This window comes from Sphingorhabdus sp. Alg239-R122, from assembly GCF_900537065.1.
Taxonomy (GTDB): Bacteria; Pseudomonadota; Alphaproteobacteria; order Sphingomonadales; family Sphingomonadaceae; genus Alg239-R122.
The window spans coordinates 159,788-181,200 of the sequence record NZ_UNRC01000003.1 but is presented as its reverse complement, the minus strand read 5'-3'; the positions used below and the strand labels follow the sequence as shown (position 1 = coordinate 181,200).

Sequence of the window (21,413 nt, the reverse complement as noted above, 5' to 3'; positions counted from 1 at the left end):
AAGGTTTGCACCAGCACAGAAAGGTAAAACCGATGAGTATTCAAAAACGACGTCTTGATAGCGGGTGGTCACAAGAAGACCTAGCCCTGCATTCCGGCCTAAGCGTGCGCACAATCCAGCGTATCGAGAACGGGAATCATGCGAGTCTGGAATCTCTAAAATGCCTAGCTGCTGTTTTTGAAACCAGCGTCAGCGAACTGATACAGGAGCAAACCATGACGAATACATCTATAGCCAATCAAATTGACACGCAAAAGACCGAAAAAGAGGCCATAACCTATGTGCAGAATTTAAAGGCATTCCATATGAATTGGATTGTCTTTATCATCTTGATGCCGTGCCTTTACATTTTGAACATCAAACTCAGCCCTGACTTTCTCTGGGTCATAATTGTGGGCTTGGCTTGGGCTTTTGCAATTGCACTACACGCGCTTGTGATATTCGGTCTATTTTCAGTGTTCAACGGAAAATGGGAACAGCAGCAATTTCAAAAGTTTATGAGCTCGCGTAAAAATTAAACTTTCATCACAAATGCGGCATATATCGCAAGGCAAGGTCCGCCAGTAATATTACTGGCGGACCTTGTCATTTATTCGTGACCTGGATGATTATGCTAGATCAAAACGGTCCAGGTTCATCACCTTGTCCCATGCCGCCACAAAAGCGTGTACGAATGCTTCTTCTGCGTCCGCTTCGGCATAGGCTTCGGCCAGAGCGCGGAGCTGTGAATTGGACCCGAAAATCAGATCCACACGGCTGGCACTGTGCTTTTGCGTGCCATCCTTGCGGTCATGCGCGGTAAATGTGCTGTCATCCTGCGCTTCCCATTTCATGCTCATGCTGGTTTCCAGCAGCTTTGCAAAAAAATCGTTGGTCAAAGCGCCGGGACGATTGGTGAACATGCCAAGGTCACTGCCACCATGGTTGGCGTCCAGCGCGCGCATACCACCGACAAGAACGGTCATTTCCGGCGCGGTGAGCGTCAGCAACTGTGCCTTGTCAACCAACATTTCCTCTGCCGAGCGACCAAGAGCATCGCCGCCAGCCCGCATGTAATTGCGGAAACCATCTACTTTGGGCTCCATTACGTCAAAGGATTCGGCATCCGTCTGCTCATCGCTGGCATCGGTACGGCCCGGCGCGAACGGGACAGTCAGGTCATAACCCGCATCTTTCGCCGCTTTCTCCACCGCCGCACAGCCGCCAAGCACAATGATATCTGCGAGCGATACTTTCTTGCTGCCGCTTTGTGCATCGTTAAATGCCGTCTGTACGGCTTCCAGCTTTGCAAGCGCATCAGCCAGTTCAGCCGGCTCATTGGCTTCCCAGTCCTTTTGCGGGGCAAGACGGATACGCGCGCCATTGGCGCCGCCGCGCTTGTCACTACCTCGGAAGGTGGAGGCAGACGCCCATGCGGTTGCCACCAGACGCGATACAGATAGGCCGCTATCCAGCAGTTCCGCTTTGATATCCGCAATGTCGGCATCGTCGATGAGGCCGTGATCTACCGCTGGTACAGGGTCCTGCCAGATACGTGCATCGGGCACTTCATCGCCCAGGCAGCGTGACACCGGTCCCATGTCGCGGTGCGTCAGCTTGTACCAAGCCTCCTGATACGCGGTGCGGAACTCGTCCGGGTTCTCATAAAAGTGGCGTGAGATTTTTTCATATTCCGGATCCATGCGTAGCGCGAGATCCGCTGTCGTCATCATCGGCGCATTGTGTTTGTCCGGGTCATGCGCGTCGGGAACGGTGCCATCGCCTGTCGCGCCAACGGGCTTCCACTGTTGCGCACCGGCAGGGCTTTTTGTCAGTTCCCATTCATAGCCGAACAGGTTTTCAAAAAAACCATGGTCCCATTTCGTCGGGTCGTTGGTCCATGCGCCCTCGATGCCACTGGTGATCGTGTCACCGGCATTACCGCTGCCTATGGAATTGAGCCAGCCCTGCCCCTGCGCTTCAATTGGCGCGCCTTCGGGTTCAGCGCCCACATATTTACCCGGATCGCCCGCACCGTGCGCCTTGCCAAACGTATGTCCGCCCGCAACCAGCGCCACGGTTTCATAGTCATTCATCGCCATCCGGCCAAATGTGTCGCGGATATCATAGGCGGATTTGAGCGGATCTGGTTCACCATTCGGGCCTTCGGGATTGACGTAGATCAGGCCCATCTGCACGGCGGCAAGCGGTCCGACCATTTCACGGTCGCCTTCATAACGCTCATCCTTGGTGGCGAGCCATTCATTTTCCGGTCCCCAATAGGTGTCGGCTTCCGGTTCCCACACATCTTCGCGGCCACCGGCGAAACCGGCCATTTCCAACCCCATGGATTCATGCGCGACATTTCCGGCAAGCACGAGCAGGTCGGCCCAAGAGAGCTTTTTCCCATATTTCTGCTTGATCGGCCAAAGCAGCAACCGTGCCTTGTCAAGATTGCCATTGTCGGGCCAGCTGTTGAGCGGCGCAAATCGCTGCTGCCCCGAACCTGCGCCACCGCGGCCATCATGCGTGCGGTACGTACCCGCCGCATGCCACGCCATACGGATGAAAAAACCACCATAATGGCCCCAGTCGGCAGGCCACCAGTCCTGCGAATCCGTCATCAGCGCGGTCAGGTCTTTCTTGACCTCGGCAAGCGGAAGTTTGCTGAACTCCTCGGCATAATTGAACTTCTTGTCGGTCGGACGTCCCTCGACCGGGTTCTGATGCAGCACCGACAGATCTAGCCGATTCGGCCACCAAAGTTCATTTGTCATTTGCGAAACCACGGCGTTGATGCTCGTTCCGTGACCCATCGGGCATTTGCTTTCGGCGTTCATAATGTCTCCAATCCAGCTAGGGGTTTTGTAATGATGACAAAATGGAGCATATACATTGATTTGTCCAATCACTTAATTTTGTGATTGTAATCGATTTTATGAAAGTCATTTCCTTCAAGATGCAGCGGCCACTGCACAGAGATGCAGTTTTCTGTGCAATACGGCTATGTAGGTCATGGTAGAATCAGAGTGTTATTGCTGCCAAGAAAAGGACTCTCGGTAGCCGCTCAGCAAATTGTCAGGTGACCTTGGCCGCTTCGCTATATTGCGGTTTCTGCCACTCGTCACTATCCATAATCCCGCCAAGAATATCCACCGTGCGCCAGATATCTTCGAACCCCAGGTAGAGCGGCGTCAGGCCAAGACGGAGTATGTCGGGCGCACGGAAATCGCCAATCACGCCATGCGCGATCAGGGCATTGTTGATCGGCCATGCATGTTCGTGCGCAAAGCTGATATGGCTGCCACGTTCAGCCGCATCGGTTGGTGAAACCATCTGGAACTGCGGGCAGCGTGCCGCCATGAGGCCGGCCATGTAATCGAACAGCGCCTGCGATTTCTCCCAGAGCGCCTGCATATCGGCGTCTGCCATAATATCCACGCCTGCCTCCATCGCCAGCATCGACAATATGGATGGAGTCCCCACCAACATCCGATCCAGCCCGGATGCGGGCTCATAAGCATCTTCGAACGCAAATGGTCTTTTGTGCCCCATCCAGCCCTGCAAAGGGGAGCGCAGCGCTTCCTGATGGTCCTTTGCCACATAGATGAAAGCGGGTGCTCCCGGACCGCCGTTCAGATATTTATATCCGCATCCCACGGCATATTGTGCGCCATCACGCGGCAGGTCGAGCGGGACAGCGCCGGTACTGTGGCTCAGGTCCCATATAACCGGTACGCCTTTTGCCTTTGCAGCAGCCGTCACGGCCGCCATATCAAAACGCGTGCCGGTTTTATAATGGACATGGGTGAGCAGTAGCATCGCTGTATCATCTGCGATGGCACTCACAATCTCGTCACGTGGCAAAAGCTTAAGTTCCAGCCCCAATATATCTGCCGCACCCGCCGCGACATGCGCGTCTGTCGGGAAATTGCCGGTCTCACTGATAATGTGGGTGGTGCCGCCACGCTGCCGGACTATCGCGGTAATCAGCTTGAAGATATTGACCGACACACTGTCGGCGACAATCACCTCGCCCGCTGCCGCACCAATCAGGCCCGCAATCTTGCCGCCAATACGTTGCGGCGCGCCAATCCAGTCATTGCTGTTCCAGCTGCGGATCAGGTCATGACCCCATTGCCGCTCCACTGCATCCTGCATGACCGATTTCGCCTTTCGGGGAAGCGGCCCAAGCGAATTGCCGTCAAGATAAGTCACATCTTTTGGCAGTTCGAAATGCTTCCGCCACTGGCCCAGCGGATCTGCTGCGTCGCGTGCTCTTGCTTCTTCCAAGCCACTCATTTCAGGCCATATTCCTTCAGGATAAGTTCGCGCTGCCGGGCCCAACTTTCGCTATCCGGCGCGACCAGTTCGACATGGCCTTCATCCGGCGTTTCAATAAGTTCAGGAGACGCACCATCCAGCAAGCCAATATAACGCTGCGCAAACTGTGGTGGCGCAATCTTATCCAGCGTGTTGTGGAACAATACCTGCCGCACATCCCCCTGCGCCATTTCCGGCGGCGATGTCAGCGCAAATTCACCTGCTGACATCTTTGCTGGTGCTTCCGTACCGCAAGGATGGCCTTCACGCTTCATACCTTCACGCAAGTCAGGCAGACCGCCCTGGCTGATGGCAAGGTCCAGCGTTACCGGGGCATCACCGCGCAATTGACCGGCAGGCATGGCAGGACGGTTGGCGAGCCAGAGCGTCAGGTGCCCGCCCGCACTGTGGCCAATGCCGATAATCTTGTCGGTGCGAAGACCATATGCTTCCGCCTGTGCCACAAACATGTCAGCGGCTAATCCCACATCCTCGAACGTGCCCGGATATCCGCCGCCATCCCGGTCCACGCCGCGATATTCGATATTCCACACGCCCACGCCATGTTTGCGCAGGTCGTCGGCAATCCAGTTCATGATATCACGCTCGGCAATGTCGGTCTGCCAGCACCCGCCATGGATCATGATGACCGCAGGGTGCGTGCCCTTGCCTGCCGGTTTCCACACATCAATCAGCTGTAATGGATCATCGCCATATTTTATGGTGTCGTCAGGCTTGGGCTGCTCCCGCTCCAGCAGGTCCGGCCATTCCATGATCGCTGTTTCCGCTTCTTCCGCCATCGGCTGCCCCCTTTCTGATCCACCACATGCTGATAACAAAGCTATCGGCAGCAATAGATGCCAGCAACGCATATCAGTAATCTTTCGATATACGCACATTGACGCTTTCCCGGCCCAATGTCGAGATGCTGGACAGGATGGAAAGCCAGCGGGTGATCTGGAATTCTACCTGTGTCGCACTGTAACCGCGCCCGTCCGTTACAACCTCCACATAGGCGCGGCGGGTAATATATTTACCCGCCGCGATCGATGTTTTCTGACCTGTCGCGGCATCGGCGCCAATGATGCGCAGCCGGTCCAGGCCAACGGCGGTACGCAGCTGATTGATAGGATCAAGCCCGCCACCTGTACGCAATGAAGCCACAGCGGCGGCCAACTGCACCGCTTCGGCGGCACTGATATCGTTGATGGACGTGCCAAATAGCAACCTTGCGAGTAACTCTTCCTCAGGCATGGCAGGTACAGAGTTAAACGTTATTTCAGGGCGCAATCCCGTGCCATTTACATTGATGGTAGCGTCCAATCCCTGCACATCAGCAATGGCAACAATGTCCAGCCGCGGATCGGGCGGAGAATTGCTGCGGAATGAAATGCGCCCGCGTTCCAGTTCAAAACTGCGTCCGGCAAAGATGTAATCACCACGCACAAGATCCGCCCGCCCGCTTATACGCGGCGCATCCACCGTACCCTTGAGCCTGATATCCGCACCCCATTCACTCTCCAGGCCAAGGCCCGTGACATCCAGCCGGTTGCGTGCCTTGGCGGTAATATCATAACGCCATGGACTGCTGGCCACTCGCGGTGGCAGTTCGTCAGCACGGCGATTGACTTCGCGGTACGCAATATTGGGTAGTTTATTTTCAATTTCCGAATTGCCCAGCCGGAAACGACCCTTGTTGATCGTCACATTGCCGCCCAATACGCCGCCATTGCCGCTGGACCTGACTGTGATTGGCCCGGTGACAGTCGCGGCAATATCATCGCGGTTCAGCAGCTGGGCACGATTGGCACGCAATGTCAGGTTGACGCCCACACCCTGCTCGGTGCCCAGATCGACAGTTCCGCTGCCTGTAACAGTACCGCCGCCGGGGGCGGAGCCTGTAAAACCTGTCAGGGTCAGTACGGACCCGGAGAACCGGCCGCGTGCCTTGATATTCTCAACAACCGTGCCGGAAAGCGCACTTTCCAACCGCGCATTGCCTGTGGCAAGGGAGCCTCGAATTTGCGGGTTTTCCAGGCTGCCCGTAACATCTGCCGCAAGGTCGACCTTACCTGTCAGGTCGAACACTTCAACTTTGACCAGCCGCCATAACGCATCGGCTGGGCCCGCATAACGCACCTGGCCAAATAGGCGTCCACGCTCCAGCCGCTGCACCAGCGAACCCGAAACAGGCAACGCCGAAATCCGCGCCTGGAAACGGCCCAGACTATTGTCCTTGTCGCGCAGCACACCCCGCAATGACATAGCGTTTGCTCCCAACGCGGCATTGACCGCCACATCCACAGGTCGCGAAGTGAGCACCAGGCCCGAACGCGTAAGCTGCTTAATCTGCAGCTTGGCCGTACCGGTCGGCGCCGCGCCATTTTCCTGTCGGTATTCAATGATACCCGAAGCTGTGCCGCCCAGCCCAAGTTCGGCCACGCCCAGATCGGCCAGCGCAAGCGGCATTTTCGACATCTGAAAATCCATATCGGTTACACCGCCGCCAAAACGCCCGGAGAGCACCGTTGCCCCCTGCCCTACATTGATACGGGTTTGCGCAAGATTCCACCCGCCATTTTTCAATCGGCGCAGCACACCGTTGCGCGGCATGGAAATCTTGCGGCGGCCATATTTCCCGTTCGCTGTGAACCGGACGGTGTTCGGCGCAATATTCGCGGCGGTGCGCAGCTCAAAACGGCTTCCACGACGCCCGGCAATATTTGCCGTCACACGCCCTGCACCATTGGTGAGCTTTGCCGCAGCATCCACCTTGCCGATAAACAGATTGCCGCGCCTCAGACCCTGAGCGTTCAAGGTGGCGTCAATATCGCTGCGTCCTGTAACCAGAAATGCAGTGGCATCCAGCTTGCCCTGACTCACTGTGATGGGCGTATCACCTTCAAATCGCGCGTTGCGGGCTGTTAAATCAGCTGTGATACGCTGTCCTGCGCCTTGCGGACTGATAGCCAGATTGCCATTGATCCCGCCGCCCGATGCAGCCAGATTGCCGCTAAGTGCCATGCCATCAGCAATCAGATCGCCGCGCAGCCGGGTTTTTGATACCAGCAGATTATCAATACGGATCAGCGTTTTGCCCTGTGGCTGCGCGAATATCTGTGCCAGGCCGCTGAAAGGTCCCAGAGTTGATCCACCTTTCGCGTTGATTTCAAATCCATCTGCAATCGGTGCCAGTGCCAACCTGACCTGTTTAAGACCAAGTGAAGGCAGTGGGTCGTCAAGCAGCAACTCCGCATTCGCCGTATCGGGCTTACCCGCAAAATTAAGCGCGAATGGGCCATATTGTTCATGAGTGCCCTTGGCGACAAGCTCGATATTGCCATCTGCAAGGCGGCGTCCAGAACCCGTTGCACGCAATTTGCTTGCCGATAGCCGCAACTGATCCAGAAGCAGCGGCAAGCCCTGCCCAATGTTGAAATTGGTTGCAATACGAATATTTTCTCCCGCAATGCTGACAAGTGTCTTGTTTTCTATCCACTGCATCAATGCAGTGGCATTACCACTGAGCCTCCATGGATTTCCGCCACCAAATACCAGGCGCAGTTGGCTGTTCACGTTGGCTGCACCCACATTTTCGATTGCCAGCGCCGGGAACAATGCATTGCCCGAAAGCGCATAGGCACCGCGGCGCTCCATGCCCCGTAGTTTCAGGTCCGCTTTCATGCCCTCTGCCGTGACCGCGATATTGTCGGACAGGAACCGCCCATTTCGCCAGATAATATCACCCTGTGCGGCAAGTCCGCGCAAAGTGCGTTCCACAAGTTCATTATCATTCCCGACGCCAGCAGAACGCAGTTCCACGGGAATAAGTGCCCGGGTCCCGTTCCAGTTCGCCGTCCCGCTGATAATAGGCTCTGTCAGCACAAAACCCGAAGCCTCCAGTCCATCTGCACGCGCCGTATAATCAGCATCCAGGTCACTAAAAGGTCCGTCCAACACAGCATCAAACCGGGTGCCGCGCAGTGCAATGCCCTCTCCCAACAGGTTTTCACCGCGCAGCCGGCCGTCAACCTGCATGGCGTCAAAAATATTTTCGCCCAGATCTACGGCCCCGACAGCGCGGGCGACCAGAGCTGGTGACTGGATACGCATCGTACCATCCAGAACACGGCCCTCTATCGTGCCAGTGCCATTGAAGCTCACCACCTCGCCCAACAATTGCTGCGTCACGCCAGATACAAATGACCGCGGATAGGCCTGACCAATAAGCTGCCCTTCGCCATCACGCAGATAAAGCTTGGCCGCAGTGAGCATGGCCGGGCCGGAATCAATACGGATTGCCCCTTCCCATTGTTGCCAGTCTCCATCACCGGTGATACGGCCGCGAAAGCTAGCATCCAACCCTGCTATCGCACCGATAACACCGCCCTTTGGCGCATTTACATCCGCATTCAGCGACAGTTTGTTGGCATCAGGGACAGCGTCAAGATGCACCAATATGCGATCATCGCCTCCCTCCACACCGGCCAGCACATTCATCCTGACAATACCCGAGGCAACTTCTGCACTAATATCTACGTCCGCAATCTGCCTGCGGCCGGCGACCTGCTCTTCAATCACAAGATCTTCAGCATGCAGTTTTGCTATTGATATATCAAAACCCGGTAATAGCGGGCTGTCTTCATCCAGAACGGTGAATTTAGGACGCTTGACCAGACGTCCGCGATCAATGATGAGTTCGCGGATATCAAGTTTATTGCCAACCCAGGCCAGCGGCTTCCAGTCTAGCTGCGCACCTGGCGTTTCAAAAAACAGTCCTTCCGGGTCATAGGCGCGTACACCTTTCAGCGTGCTCTTGCCATAAACCGAGCCGTTAATTTCATCGATTTCAATGCGCAATCCGTTGGCAAATTCATAAGAACTAAGCTGTTCTGTCAGGAAACGGCGGCCAATGGAGGTATCAAGTAACAGGGCCGCTGCAACAAGCAGGGCAAGCGCCATGAACAATGCAACAGCCAAACGCCTTGGCCAGCGCCACCAGCTTTTGGGCGGCTTTACCTTTTCAGCATCCGTATATCCCATCAGAAAGCTTGCCCAAGCGAAATATAGACGCCGATACGGCTATCGCCAGGTTGCGGATTAATGGGTGTTCCCACATCAACGCGGATGGGACCAAAGCTGCTATAGTAACGCACGCCAATACCGGCGCCGAAGCGCAGGCTGGCCTTGTCGGGGAAAACATCGCTGTAGATGTTGCCCGCATCAATAAATGGAACCACACCAAAATTACCGAAACGCACCCGCGTTTCAAGCGAGAATTCCACCAGGCTACGCCCTCCGATCGGGTCATTGTTTATATCGCGCGGGCCAATCTGTTGAAACCCGAAACCACGCACTGACCCACCACCGCCGGCGTATAGCCTACGCGACGGGGCCACCTGTAAAAGATCTGCGCCGATGATACTCGCCACACGCGCGCGCCCTGCGATCACGACATTGTCAGAAACCGGTTGGTAATAGCTCGTGTCCAGTTGTGCTCGTACATAGGTGAAAGTTCCGTCCTGCAGCGAAATTTCGGGTGACAATTGCCCGCCTAAGCGAAAGCCTGTAGTCGGATCAAGCAAGTCATTACTGCCATCATAATTGAGTGTCGCCGGTAAAGCGCCGATGAAAAATGTCTTGCGCTGCGTCCCCAGATTGTCCGCCGTGATGTCTCGTTCATCAGTGGCCAGAATTTCAGCTCCGATCGACCATGTCCACTTTTTCTGGAAGATCAGGTTAGTCTGCCGCTCAAGCCCGGCGCGCAGCAATATGGTACTTGCTTCAAATGCATCGCGGTTGATATTGCTTACCAGCAACTGTGCCGTCAGCACTTGGTCGCGTTCCTTGAAATTATTACGCCGAAATAGCAGGCTGACCAACTGTTCCTGTGTACCTGCAACGCCGCGCGCGCGCACCAGGCCTTCAGATGGGAAGAAATTACGGTGCTCCCAACTGACTTCGGCCCGGAATCCTTCACCCGAACCATAGCCGAGCTCCCCCGCAATTGTCCGCAGCGGCGCTGCGACCGCATCCACCTGCACATTGACGGTTTTTATATCGCCTTGCGTATTGCTGTCTTCAGACTTTACAGGCGTAAGTGTCAGTGAAGATACAAGGCCGGTTGCCAATATGGCACGGCGCAGGTCGTCCATGCGCGAACGCTGATAAACATCCCCCGGCTCAAACCGCGCGATCCGCTGATAATGCCGCGCACTCATCAAAGTTTCATCAGGCGCAATTATCTGCCCGAACTGATATTTATCTTCCGGCGTTACGGGCACCGTCAAATCACCTGTGTTATCCGCATGGTCAATCAGCAGATCTGGTTCACCAATAGCCGCAAAGGCATACCCATTTTCCGCCAGGCTTTCGTCAAGCCGCAAATTGGCGGCTACAATCTCGTCTGAATTAATCGGTGTGCCGGATTCAAGGCCAAATGCGTCACGCAGCATAGGGTAATCATCTTTGATGGTGAGCAAGCTGCCGAGGTTAATGTCGTCCAGCGTGTAAACCGGCCCAAGTTGCAGGCCAAACTCTACTTCGAGTTCACCCGCTGTGCCGCCGCGTTCGATCAGCTGGTAAATTTCTGAATCATAATAACCATAATTACGCAACAACTGGTCCAGCAATTTGCGATCTTCACTCGCGCGGCGTGAAATTTGCGCAATATTAGCATCGTCATCATCAAGATTGCGTAATTTGGAGAGCTGGTTGAACCGGCTTTCAAACTCGCCACGTTGATCGGCCACAAATTCGGTGGAATCGAGATAATCGAATTTCACCTGGTAACTCAGGTTGCTGTCACCCAAATCCACAAAATTGGCCGCGCTGGCCGCTTCTTCGCGCTCGCGGAAGCGTTCCTCCTCCTCAGTGACAAGCTGCTCCACAGGCTGATCAGTTTCTATTTCACCTGTTGCATCACTCTCATTTTCAGCCAGCGGCTGCGGACCAGGCAAAGGCGGCAGATCCTCAAAACCAGGCCAGTCCACTTCCATGTCGGGCATCGGAGCCAAAGGCGCATCGGGATCAAGCGCTTCAGACAAAAATGCTTCATCTGAGTTATTCAGCCTGTCCTGTACTTTGTTGTTTTCGGTTTCTGTGTCGGTGGCCTGTTCTTCAACCGCCTGTTCCTGCTGAGCAACCACCATTGACGGTGTCACCAGTGCCCCACCCCAAACAGCGACAGAAAGCGCGCGCATCGCAGCAGATGCGTATAGAGATTTCGGGAATGTTGACGTGATAATTTTACTTCTTCCCGATTATGGCCAGAAACTAGTCCCTATTGCCATCTGCAAAAGGATGCCATCCTTCCGGTCCCAGCCTTTCAAGCGGCTTATAGCGCGTTTTATATTGCATCCGCGCTGCCCCCTCAACCCAGTAACCCAGATAGACATAGGGAAGTTCTGCCTGTGCAGCACGTAAAATATGATCAAGAATGATAAAATTGCCCAGGCCCGAACGCGCAGGATGGTCCGGATCAAAAAAACTATAGATCATCGAAAGGCCGTCACCCTGCCTATCGGTCAGACAAGCACCCACCAACCGTCCGGCTTCACCATTCTCATCTGGTTCACGATATTCGATAATATAGCTGCTGACTGGGGTTTGTTCGACCATATCGGCATAATCGACATCGTCCATTTCCGTCATACCGCCACCCGGGTGACGTGCCTCCAGATATTCCTGCAACAACGCATATTGTTCCTGTGTCGACCATGGTTTGCATGCCGTTGCAATCAAATCACTATTACGGCGCAGCGCACGGCGCTGTGATGCGTTCGGCCTGAATTCATCCGCAACCACACGCACGGAAACACATGCCTTGCAATCCACGCAGCTTGGACGATAGGCCACGTTCTGGCTGCGGCGAAACCCGATCCGACTGAGCGCATCATTCAGCTCATCCGCATGTTCACCCGACAGTTCGGTGAATACCTTACGCTCGCTTTTGCCAGGCAGGTACGGGCATGGACCCGGACTGGTCACGAAAAAACGGGGAAAACGGGCAGGTGCACTCACGTAATTTTCAGGCCTTATTACTGTTGATGTAATTGTTAAGCATCAAAACAGCCCTGCTTATGGCAAAAAATCAATTCCGCGCAAAGCGGATTAACCATCAAATCTGCATTTGGTGCGACCAAATAACAGGGCATCACGCAATGATTAATCTATATCAACGCTGCGTTATGCCAGTTCAACCTGTGTGACACGGTAATCATTATCACGCAGCGCCTGGATCAGGCCGTCAAGCTGCGCCTTGTCACGTGCTTCGCACTCAATATCGGTGATCAGGCCTTTGGCCGGCAGGTTCGTAAAAACCCGTTGGTGATAAATTTCGATGATATTTACATTATGCGCATCAAATTGCCGCATCACACGGAACAGCGCACCTGGCCTGTCCTGCAGCTGAATCTGCAACCGGGCGAGACGACCCGACCGTGCCAGGTCACGCAACAGCACATTGGCAAGCAACCGCGTATCAATATTACCGCCGCATAGTACAATGCCAACCTTTTGCCCTTCAAAAATGCCGCGATTGCTCATCACAGCGGCCAAACCCGCGGCGCCCGCACCTTCAACAACGGTCTTTTCAATCTGCAGCAACAAGCTGACGGCAGTTTCCAGCTGGCTTTCGCTTACCAACACAATGTCATCGGCCAGGCTGCCCACTATTTCAGACGTGAAGCTGCCCGGTTTTTTCACAGCAATACCTTCGGCCAGCGTATCGCCTTCACAGGCCATGTCCCGCCCCTTTACCTTGGCAAACATGGAAGGATAGAGCTCTGCCTGAACACCGGTCAGGTTGATATCAGGGTTGATCCCGCGCGCCGCCGTACCCATGCCTGAAAAAAGCCCTCCGCCGCCAATCGGGATAACCAGATGGTTTAATTCCGGTTCATCTTCCAGCATTTCTAGTGCGACTGTCCCCTGCCCTGCGGCGATTACCGGATCGTCAAAGGGGTGCACAAATGTCAGACCGCGTTCTTTTTCAAGTTCACGGGCATGTTCATAGGCATCGTCGAATTTCTCACCGAATAAAATGACCTTGCCGCCATTGGCCTCTGTCTGCTGCACTTTGATTGTGGGTGTGGGTTTCGGCATCACGATTGTCACCGGTACACCAAGCCGCGTGCCATGATAGGCCAAGCCCTGGGCATGGTTGCCAGCTGATGCCGCAATGACCCCACGCGCACGGCTTTCTTCGTCCATCTGGCTAAGGAAATTGAGCGCGCCGCGCTCTTTATATGCTGCCGTAAACTGCAGATTTTCGAACTTTAGGTAAATCTCGGCACCGGTGATTTTGGATAGCGTTTTGCTGTGCAGTGTCGGCGTGCGTACAATGGAATCGGCAACGCGTTTATGCGCATCACGAATATGGTCCAGTGTCAGGCGAGAGGCAGGTTCGGTTTTCATGGGAAAATGCCCTATCTTATGTGGCACTTTTTGCAAACAGTGTTTAAGCATGCCTCATGGCAAGAATAGCTTTTATCGGAATCGGAGTCATGGGCGGCCCCATGGCGCGGCATTTATCCAACGCAGGGCATGAACTGGTGCTGTTCAACCGGACACGTTCCAAATGCGAAGATTGGAGCGTGCAAAATACAGATACCGAGGCATCCATTGCAGATACACCTGCAGATGCAGCACGCGAGGCCGAAATCGTAATAAGCTGCGTCGGCAATGATGACGACCTTGCCGATGTGATTTTGGGCCGTGATGGCGTTTTCAAAACGTTGAAACAGGGCGCACTGTTTATTGACCACACCACCGTATCAGCGCGAATCGCTCGGCAAGTCTCCGTAGAAGGAAAATCCGTAGGCGTGCACTGCGTCGATGCCCCGGTTTCAGGTGGCCAGGCAGGTGCCGAAAATGGCCAGCTTTCGATCATGTGCGGCGGTACTGATAAAGCCATGCAGGCGGCACGTCCCATCATGGCCCCCTATGCCGCGCGCATAGTTCATGTTGGTGGTCCAGGTGCGGGGCAGCAAACGAAAATGGCAAACCAGATTGCCATAGCTGGTATATTAGGTGGCCTGTCAGAAGCGCTGCGTTTCGCACAGGCGAGCGAGCTCAATATCGAAAAAGTGTTTGAGGCAATTTCCGGCGGTGCGGCGCAAAGCTGGCAAATGGACAATCGCTGGCATTCAATGGCGGAAGACCGCTTCGATTTCGGTTTCGCCATTGACTGGATGCGAAAGGATCTGGGCCTCGCACTGGAAGAGGTGCGCAATGTGGGCGGTAGCGCGCCTGTCGCCGCGCTGATTGACCAATTTTATGCCGAAGTACAGGCCATGGGTGGCAACCGGCAGGATACGAGCGCACTGGTGCGCCGGATGCAGCATAAGGGAAAATGATGAAAACGACATTCACCAGACAGATGCACAAGCTTAAGTGCATCGCTTCATTATGCATAGCTATTGCCATGGCAGCAGTGTCCGCCCCTGTGTCTGCCGATACACTGGTCGACAATGTCAACGGCTTTACATTGAATGAAAAAGGCGAAACTGTCGAATTTACCGGGCTGATCATCGACAATGAAGGGCGAGTGAAGCAGCTTCTCTTGCGCAGGGACAAAAGGCCGAAAAAAGTGACCTATACGGTCGATGGCAAGGGGCGGAACCTGATGCCCGGCCTTATTGACGCGCATGGCCATGTCATGGGTATTGGTTTTCAGGCACTCACGCTAGACCTTTCCGGCACAAGATCATTGGCAGATGCTCAGGCAAAAATTGCCAGCTATGCCGCCGAAAATCCTTCGCTGCCATGGATATTGGGTAGTGGCTGGAACCAGGAGAAATGGGGATTGGGCCGCTTTCCCACAGCGGCGGAAATTGATGCGGTGGTGCCGGACCGTCCCGTATGGCTCCAGCGCATTGACGGACATGCCGGCTGGGCCAACAGCCGTGCAATGTCGACCGCAGGTGTAACTGCAGCATCAAAAAGCCCGCCGGGCGGACGCATTGAGAGGTCGGGTGGGAAACCAAGCGGCATTTTTGTCGATGCGGCCGAAACACTGGTGCAAAAAGCGGTCCCTGCCCCGCGCCCCGCCGACCGTGACCGTGCTTTGGCAAAAGCACAGCAAATCCTGCTCAGTCAGGGCGTTACCGCAATTGCCGATATGGGCACTACGATGCAAGACTGGCAAAGTTATCGGCGCGCTGGCGATAATCGTTGGCTGCGTATCCGCATCATGTCCTATGCTGCGGGAATCGAGCAGATGGTGGCCATTGGCGGGACCGGCCCTTCACCGTGGCTTTATGATGACAAGCTTCGCCTGAATGGTGTGAAGCTTTATCTGGATGGTGCCCTTGGATCACGCGGAGCCTGGCTCAAGCAACCCTATGCTGACAAGGCTGGAGAAAGGGGGTTGGCCTTTACCGACGACACCAAGCTGCTCAACCAGATGAGCCGTGCTGCAATGGATAATTATCAGGTCGCCGTGCACGCTATCGGCGATCAAGCCAACGCGCAGATATTGGGAGCGATTAACGAGCTATCACAAAGTTTTCAGGGTGATCGGCGCTGGCGTGTTGAGCACGCGCAGATTGTCGAGCCTGCCGATATTGCCGCTTTTGGCCGAAACGGAATCATCGCCTCTATGCAACCTGTGCACCAGACATCTGACCGCCTGATGGCTGAAGCGAGGCTGGGCCTCGAACGACTTGCCGGAGCTTATGCATGGAAATCAATACGCGACGCGGGCGGGAAGCTGGCATTTGGCTCAGACGCGCCCGTCGAATCATCCAATCCCTTTCCGGGAATCGCAGTCGCCATGACCCGCGAAGATGCAGATGGAGAACCGTTTGGTGGCTGGCAACCACAGGAACGGCTTACCCGGCTACAGGCACTAGCAGGCTTTACGCATGATGCCGCCTATGCCGGATTCGCCGAAAAACGATTCGGTACATTAATGCCAGGGATGCGCGCAGATTTCGTAATTGTTGACAATGATATCCTGTTCGCATCACCGCGCGATATCAGAAAAATACAGGTTCTCGAGACATGGGTGGGCGGCGAAAAATTGTATGAAAAAACAAATTAGCCATTCATTTCCAAAGGAAAATGTGGCTCCTTTGCAACACAATCACCGCAATCGTGCGGCATTGAGAAAACAACATTTACGCGTTTTTTGAAGGATTTGCACCAATGCTCCCGATAGAGAGTTTGCAAATTGAGGTAAAACGTTATGCCCCAGCTGCTTTGAGGGTTGCGCATGGCTGCGCTGCACAATAGAAGGAACTTAAGTCGGGTTGGTACGTTATTGATTCGCACAGAGATTTTGAGTCGGGTTTCCGATCCGGCAAGAATATTTGTTTTAAGGGTTGTTTTAAGTAGCTAATTCCATTAACTACTTGAGACGAAATGTGAGCTCAAGAAGGAGGCCATATAATGAAATTACGTTCAATCGCCACTGCAGTTGCGGCAGTTGCACTGACAACATCGCCAGTACTGGCACAGGCAGCTCAAGCTGATCAGGCTGAAGCGGTTCGTGCTGTTGAAGCATCTGACGAACAGTCTGAACTCGAAGGTGGCAGCGGCATCATCATCGCTATTCTGGCAGCAGCAGCAATTATTGCTGGTATCATCATCGCTGTAGGCAATGACGATGACGAGCCAACAAGCCCCTGAGCTTGATTAATGATTTTCTAAAAGGCGGGATTTTATCCCGCCTTTTTTTTGCTCATTTCCTGTGTAACTTTACCATACGAGCTCTTTTATAGGCATAGAGCGGTGATTCCATAATTCACCACCTTCATTCCGCAAGATCATAATTTTAAAAAAACTTGTTTTTTGTGGAACTAAATCTCACGCAGTGGGTTTCCTATTCAGAATGGCAATACGCCCCTCCCTGCCATTCTGCTAAATAGTGCCCGGACGCGCGACCTCCCCCTTCTTTTGCCGTCCGGGCCTATGCATTTTGATTAAAGAGGATGGTCAGCCATGAATATTTCAACCGCCCTGAGCGTAAAGATTGCCGCAATATTAGCTGCGACGTTTCTTGTCGCGGGATGCAACACCGTGAAAGGTTTGGGAGAAGATATTGAATCAGTCGGCAGAGCCGGCGAAGAGGCAATTGATTAATCTGAGCCGACCACAGCATCATTCCGTTATTCTTTAAGGTAGTCAGCTCCCCCAGCGACTGCCTTTTTCTTTTTCCGTTCGGTTATGCGCATAATCAGAAGCGATGCCTCGAACAGCAAAATCAATGGCAGCCCAAGCATAAACTGCGAAATGATATCGGGTGGGGTCAGGATTGCCGCCAATGCGAAAGATGCAACGATCATATAGCGGCGCAGTTTGGCGAGCTGCTCCCGCGAGACAAGGCCTGCACGATTGAGTAACAACAGCAAGACAGGCAGCAAAAAACAGATTCCAAATGCAAGAATAAATTGCATGACCAACGATAGATATTCACCCGCTGCAGGTAATGCCTCCAACTGCAAACCACCTGTCGTGCCTTCAAATTTCAGAAAATAGGTGAAGGCGAGCGGCATCACCACAAAATATGCAAGCGCCGCCCCAGCGATGAATAATAAGGGTGTGGCAATAAGGAATGGCAGGAAAGCACGTTTTTCCTGGGTGTAGAGACCGGGTGCAACAAACGCCCATAACTGGTTGGCGATGATAGGAAATGATACGAAAAACGCGGCGAACAGCGCAACCTTGATCTCAACAAAAAACGCTTCATAGAGCTTAGTATAAATAAGCTTGCCATCAGCTCCTTCGCCAAAGGCATGTGTCAGGGGTTGCACCAGTAAACCGAAAATATCATCAGCAAAATACAGGCATATGCCAAACGTAACCGCCAATGCCGCAATACACCATAACAGCCGCTGCCGTAGTTCCAAAAGATGCTCGAGTAGCGGTGCCTTGCTTTCATCAACGCCGTTCATGTGGGCTTATCCCCTGCATCGGCTATATTGCCAGACGTCCCGACATCATTATCGGAAACATCTATGGTAGTTTTACCGCTATCAGGCTCGACCTTCTCTTCGGGCGGCAATGGCAGCATTTCCTGATCTGCGCTTTCGCGCATAATGCGTTCATTATTCTCCGCCCACTTTTTTTCCATCTCTTCCATTTCGGCTTCACGCACCATAGAATCGAAACCGCTGCGAAGCTCACGCATCATGCCGCGTGCCTTGCTCACCCATTTGCCAGCAAAACGCAATGCCACCGGTAAATCCTTTGGACCGATAACGATAATCGCAACAATGGCGATAAGCAGAATTTCCGGGGCACCAATGTCAAACATTGCGGACTCGCTTTACAGATGACGAAAGGAAAAGCGCAGGCAGAAACACCTGCACCGGGAAAGAAAGCTATTTCTTTTCCGACATTTTCTGCGCAGTCTGATCCTCTGATACAGCAGTGCTTGATTCTATCTGCCGGGCCGGTTTATCGGCTTCATCCTCTTCGGAAATACCTTTTTTGAAACTGCGGATGCCTTTTCCGACATCACCCATCATTTCCGATATGCGGCCACGTCCAAATAATATCAGCACGAGCGCCGCAACGATTAAAAGCTGCCATAAGCTCGGTTGCATGTCATTTCTCCTTTGCGGGTAAGTTTACGCGCTATTGGCCGCACTTTCCAGCATCTTTATTCTTCTTCGCCAGATTCAAAGCCCAGCTGTTCCATGGCCTCATCAACAGGATCCAGCAAGCCCGCAGCCTTCAAATCGTCAATTCCCGGCAAGTCGCGGCGGCTCGCAAGGCCAAACTGGACAAGGAATTCGGGCGTAGTCGCGTAAATCAGCGGGCGCCCCGGCACTTCACGACGCCCCGCGGGCCGTATCCAGCCTGCTTCCATCAGCACATCAAGCGTGCCTTTGCTCGTCTGTACCCCGCGAATGGATTCAATATCCGCGCGGCTGACGGGTTCGTGATAGGCAATAATGGAAAGCGTTTCCGTCGCCGCGCGCGACAATTTACGCGTGTCCACCCGCTCCCGGCGCAGCATATGTGCCAGATCGGCGCTTGTCTGGAAATGCCAGCCCTGGCCGCGCCGCACCAATTCTATGCCGCGACCTGCGTAATCATTTTCCAGCTGTTTGAGCGCCGCAGTGACATCAACCTGATCACCGACATAGGCGCGAATCTGATCTTTCGTCATTGGCACTTCGGAAGCAAATAGTGCAGCTTCTACAGCGCGCGCACCATCATCATCCTCAAACACAATCAAGTCTTCTTCGGTGCTAGCGCTATCGCTTTCTTCAATCAGATATTCGCTCATCTGGATGTCCTTATCATCAATGGCGCAAATGCCTCCTCCTGCGCCAACTCAATCTGCCCCTGCTTGGCAAGTTCCAGTACAGCAAGAAAACTGGATGCCAGCGCCGAACGCCGCAAATCCTCCGACGCATCAGACGGCAGGAAACGTTGCAAATCAGTCCATTGTATCGCCGTACCCACCATGGCTGACACCCGCGCCAAAGCTTCCTCCAGCGTCATGACATGGCGTTTTTTGACCATGTGTACGGCAGGCATGCTACGCATTTTTATCTGCGCATAGGCACTAATGAGGTCGAAATAGCTGCATTCCCATTTCTTGCTGGCAATGACTTTCAGGCCTTCCGGATCTCCGCGCATGAAAACATCACGTGCCATGCGGTCCCGGGCCATAAGCCGAGCGCCTGCCTCCCGCATCGCATTCAGCCGCTGCAATCGCATCTGCAGCCGTAGCGCCAGCTCTTCGGGTGACGGATCAATTTCGGGATCCTTGGGCAGCAGTAACGCGGATTTCAGATAGGCAAGCCACGCCGCCATCACCAGGTAATCGGCCGCCAGTTCCAGCTTCAGCGCGCGCGCATTTTCAATAAACTGCAGATATTGCTCGGTCAGTTCCAGTATCGAAAGTTCGCGCAAGTCGACTTTCTGGTTACGCGCCAGAGCCAGCAGAAGATCAAGCGGGCCTTCCCAGCCATCTATATCAATATGGAGTATATCCTCGCCAACAGCGCTATCCAGCTCGTCAAACGAAGCCGTGTCGGGCGCAGTTCCCAGATCAAGGATATCCAACTCGTTCATGCCAGCTCCAGCAGTTCATCACGTTTGGCAATACACTCGCTATGCCGTTCCCGCGCTGCATCTGGCGCGACAAGCCGCAGTGCCCCACCCAACCGCACTTTCGAAGCCTTGCTTATTTCGGGTAACAGGTCCGCAATCCCCTGCATCTCATCCATGCGTCCCCAGCAATTAAGCGCGATGTCGCAACCCGCCTCCACTGACTTGAGTGCACGGGTGGGGACATCCCCTTTGAGCGCTTTCATGTCGAGATCATCGGACAGCAGCAACCCGTCAAAGCCGATTTCACCGCGGATAATCTCGTCAATAACCATAGGCGACTGGGTTGCAGGGCGCACATCATCCCAGGCACGATATACAATATGCGCGGTCATCGCCATCGGCGCATCGTTCAGTGTTTTGAACGGTGCAATATCGCTTTCCAGCGCCGCTGCATCCGCATCGACATGCGGCAATTCCATATGGCTATCAACCACCGCGCGGCCGTGGCCTGGCATATGCTTGACAATCCCCTCAACGCCGCCGCGACGCAAGCCATCCAGCGTGGCCCGGCCCAGTGCAGCCACTCGCAACGGTTCACTGCCCAGTGCGCGGTCGCCAATGGCAGATGTCGTTTCTGCTTGACGCACATCAAGCAGCGGCAGGCAATCGACATTAATACCCACCTCATTCAGGTCGAGCGCTATGGCTTCAGCATTCAGGCGTATCGCCTCAATCGCGCTTGCAGGGGCAATGTGGTATAGTGCGTCGAACTGCGCACCTGCCGGATAGGTGGGCCAGTGCGGCGGCTGCATTCGAGCCACCCGTCCGCCTTCCTGATCAATCAGGATCAGCACATCATCACGGCCATGCAGTTCGCGGATACTGTCGGTCAAAGCGCGTAACTGTTCGTGCGTGCCGATATTGCGCCCGAAAATAATATAGCCCGCCGGATCCGCCTCGGCAAAAAATGCACGTTCGTCAGCCGTCATGGTAAGGCCCGATAGCCCGAAAATAACCGGTTTCATGTTTTCATCCTGATAAAATCGGTCAACATAAGCGATAGTGTGACGCGATATATGGTGTAGGTAAAGGGCCAA

The 21,413-nt window shown here is 54.1% G+C and carries 18 protein-coding genes; 5 read left to right on the top strand and 13 right to left on the bottom strand.

What is annotated here, in order from left to right:
- Positions 1–32: 32 nt before the first annotated feature.
- Complete coding sequence (locus G6Q15_RS04750; RefSeq protein WP_164116206.1) at positions 33–518, top strand: helix-turn-helix domain-containing protein; 486 nt, start codon at positions 33–35, stop codon at positions 516–518.
- A 90-nt stretch (positions 519–608) separates the two neighbouring features.
- Here G6Q15_RS04750 and katG read toward each other — a convergent pair whose 3' ends face one another.
- The 7 genes from katG to G6Q15_RS04715 form a co-directional block, all read right to left on the bottom strand.
- Complete coding sequence (gene katG / locus G6Q15_RS04745) at positions 609–2,819, bottom strand: catalase/peroxidase HPI (protein WP_164116205.1); 2,211 nt, start codon at positions 2,817–2,819, stop codon at positions 609–611.
- A 238-nt stretch (positions 2,820–3,057) separates the two neighbouring features.
- Positions 3,058–4,281, bottom strand: a complete 1,224-nt coding sequence (kynU, locus tag G6Q15_RS04740; protein ID WP_164116203.1) for a kynureninase — start codon at positions 4,279–4,281, stop codon at positions 3,058–3,060.
- A complete protein-coding gene (locus G6Q15_RS04735; RefSeq protein WP_164116201.1) occupies positions 4,278–5,102 on the bottom strand; it encodes an alpha/beta hydrolase in 825 nt (274 codons plus the stop codon). The genes kynU and G6Q15_RS04735 overlap by 4 nt, the downstream gene beginning before the upstream one ends.
- Before the next feature lie 73 nt (positions 5,103–5,175).
- The gene (locus G6Q15_RS04730) at positions 5,176–9,345 is read right to left on the bottom strand and encodes a translocation/assembly module TamB domain-containing protein (protein ID WP_164116199.1); all 4,170 of its coding nucleotides are present in this window, start codon (positions 9,343–9,345) and stop codon (positions 5,176–5,178) included.
- Positions 9,345–11,504 (bottom strand): BamA/TamA family outer membrane protein, encoded by a 2,160-nt coding sequence (locus G6Q15_RS04725; RefSeq protein ID WP_164116197.1) that lies wholly within the window; start codon positions 11,502–11,504, stop codon positions 9,345–9,347. Before G6Q15_RS04725 ends, G6Q15_RS04730 begins: the two co-directional genes overlap by 1 nt.
- Positions 11,505–11,577: 73 nt before the next feature.
- Positions 11,578–12,324 carry an arginyltransferase gene (locus G6Q15_RS04720; RefSeq protein ID WP_164116195.1) on the bottom strand — a complete coding sequence of 249 codons (747 nt, stop codon included), beginning with the start codon at positions 12,322–12,324 and terminating at the stop codon, positions 11,578–11,580.
- Positions 12,325–12,489: 165 nt separating this feature from the next.
- Positions 12,490–13,719 (bottom strand): threonine ammonia-lyase, encoded by a 1,230-nt coding sequence (locus G6Q15_RS04715; protein WP_164116192.1) that lies wholly within the window; start codon positions 13,717–13,719, stop codon positions 12,490–12,492.
- Between the two features lie 56 nt (positions 13,720–13,775).
- On the opposite strand from G6Q15_RS04715, the gene G6Q15_RS04710 reads away from it, so the two are divergent.
- The 4 genes from G6Q15_RS04710 (at position 13,776) to G6Q15_RS04695 (ending at position 17,388) form a co-directional block, all read left to right on the top strand.
- A complete protein-coding gene (locus G6Q15_RS04710) occupies positions 13,776–14,660 on the top strand; it encodes an NAD(P)-dependent oxidoreductase (RefSeq protein WP_164116190.1) in 885 nt (294 codons plus the stop codon).
- The gene (locus G6Q15_RS04705; protein WP_240330765.1) at positions 14,660–16,348 is read left to right on the top strand and encodes an amidohydrolase; all 1,689 of its coding nucleotides are present in this window, start codon (positions 14,660–14,662) and stop codon (positions 16,346–16,348) included. The genes G6Q15_RS04710 and G6Q15_RS04705 overlap by 1 nt, the downstream gene beginning before the upstream one ends.
- A 347-nt stretch (positions 16,349–16,695) precedes the next feature.
- Positions 16,696–16,935, top strand: a complete 240-nt coding sequence (locus G6Q15_RS04700; RefSeq protein ID WP_164116188.1) for a hypothetical protein — start codon at positions 16,696–16,698, stop codon at positions 16,933–16,935.
- Between the two features lie 312 nt (positions 16,936–17,247).
- Entirely contained in the window at positions 17,248–17,388 is a 141-nt protein-coding gene (locus G6Q15_RS04695; RefSeq protein WP_205518086.1) for an entericidin A/B family lipoprotein, read from the top strand.
- Between the two features lie 26 nt (positions 17,389–17,414).
- Here G6Q15_RS04695 and tatC read toward each other — a convergent pair whose 3' ends face one another.
- The 6 genes from tatC to nagZ all read right to left on the bottom strand — a co-directional run bounded on the left by tatC (position 17,415) and on the right by nagZ (position 21,341).
- Complete coding sequence (gene tatC, locus G6Q15_RS04690; RefSeq protein WP_164116186.1) at positions 17,415–18,200, bottom strand: twin-arginine translocase subunit TatC; 786 nt, start codon at positions 18,198–18,200, stop codon at positions 17,415–17,417.
- Entirely contained in the window at positions 18,197–18,562 is a 366-nt protein-coding gene (gene tatB, locus G6Q15_RS04685; protein ID WP_164116184.1) for a Sec-independent protein translocase protein TatB, read from the bottom strand. The genes tatC and tatB overlap by 4 nt, the downstream gene beginning before the upstream one ends.
- A gap of 67 nt (positions 18,563–18,629) precedes the next feature.
- On the bottom strand, positions 18,630–18,854 hold the full coding sequence (locus G6Q15_RS04680) for a twin-arginine translocase TatA/TatE family subunit (protein WP_164116182.1): 225 nt from the start codon (positions 18,852–18,854) through the stop codon (positions 18,630–18,632).
- A 56-nt stretch (positions 18,855–18,910) separates the two neighbouring features.
- The gene (gene scpB / locus G6Q15_RS04675; RefSeq protein WP_164116515.1) at positions 18,911–19,489 is read right to left on the bottom strand and encodes an SMC-Scp complex subunit ScpB; all 579 of its coding nucleotides are present in this window, start codon (positions 19,487–19,489) and stop codon (positions 18,911–18,913) included.
- 50 nt (positions 19,490–19,539) lie between these two features.
- Positions 19,540–20,337, bottom strand: a complete 798-nt coding sequence (locus G6Q15_RS04670; RefSeq protein WP_164116180.1) for a ScpA family protein — start codon at positions 20,335–20,337, stop codon at positions 19,540–19,542.
- Positions 20,334–21,341: a beta-N-acetylhexosaminidase gene (gene nagZ, locus G6Q15_RS04665; protein WP_164116178.1), complete on the bottom strand. Its 1,008-nt coding sequence runs from the start codon at positions 21,339–21,341 to the stop codon at positions 20,334–20,336. The genes G6Q15_RS04670 and nagZ overlap by 4 nt, the downstream gene beginning before the upstream one ends.
- Positions 21,342–21,413: the final 72 nt, after the last annotated feature.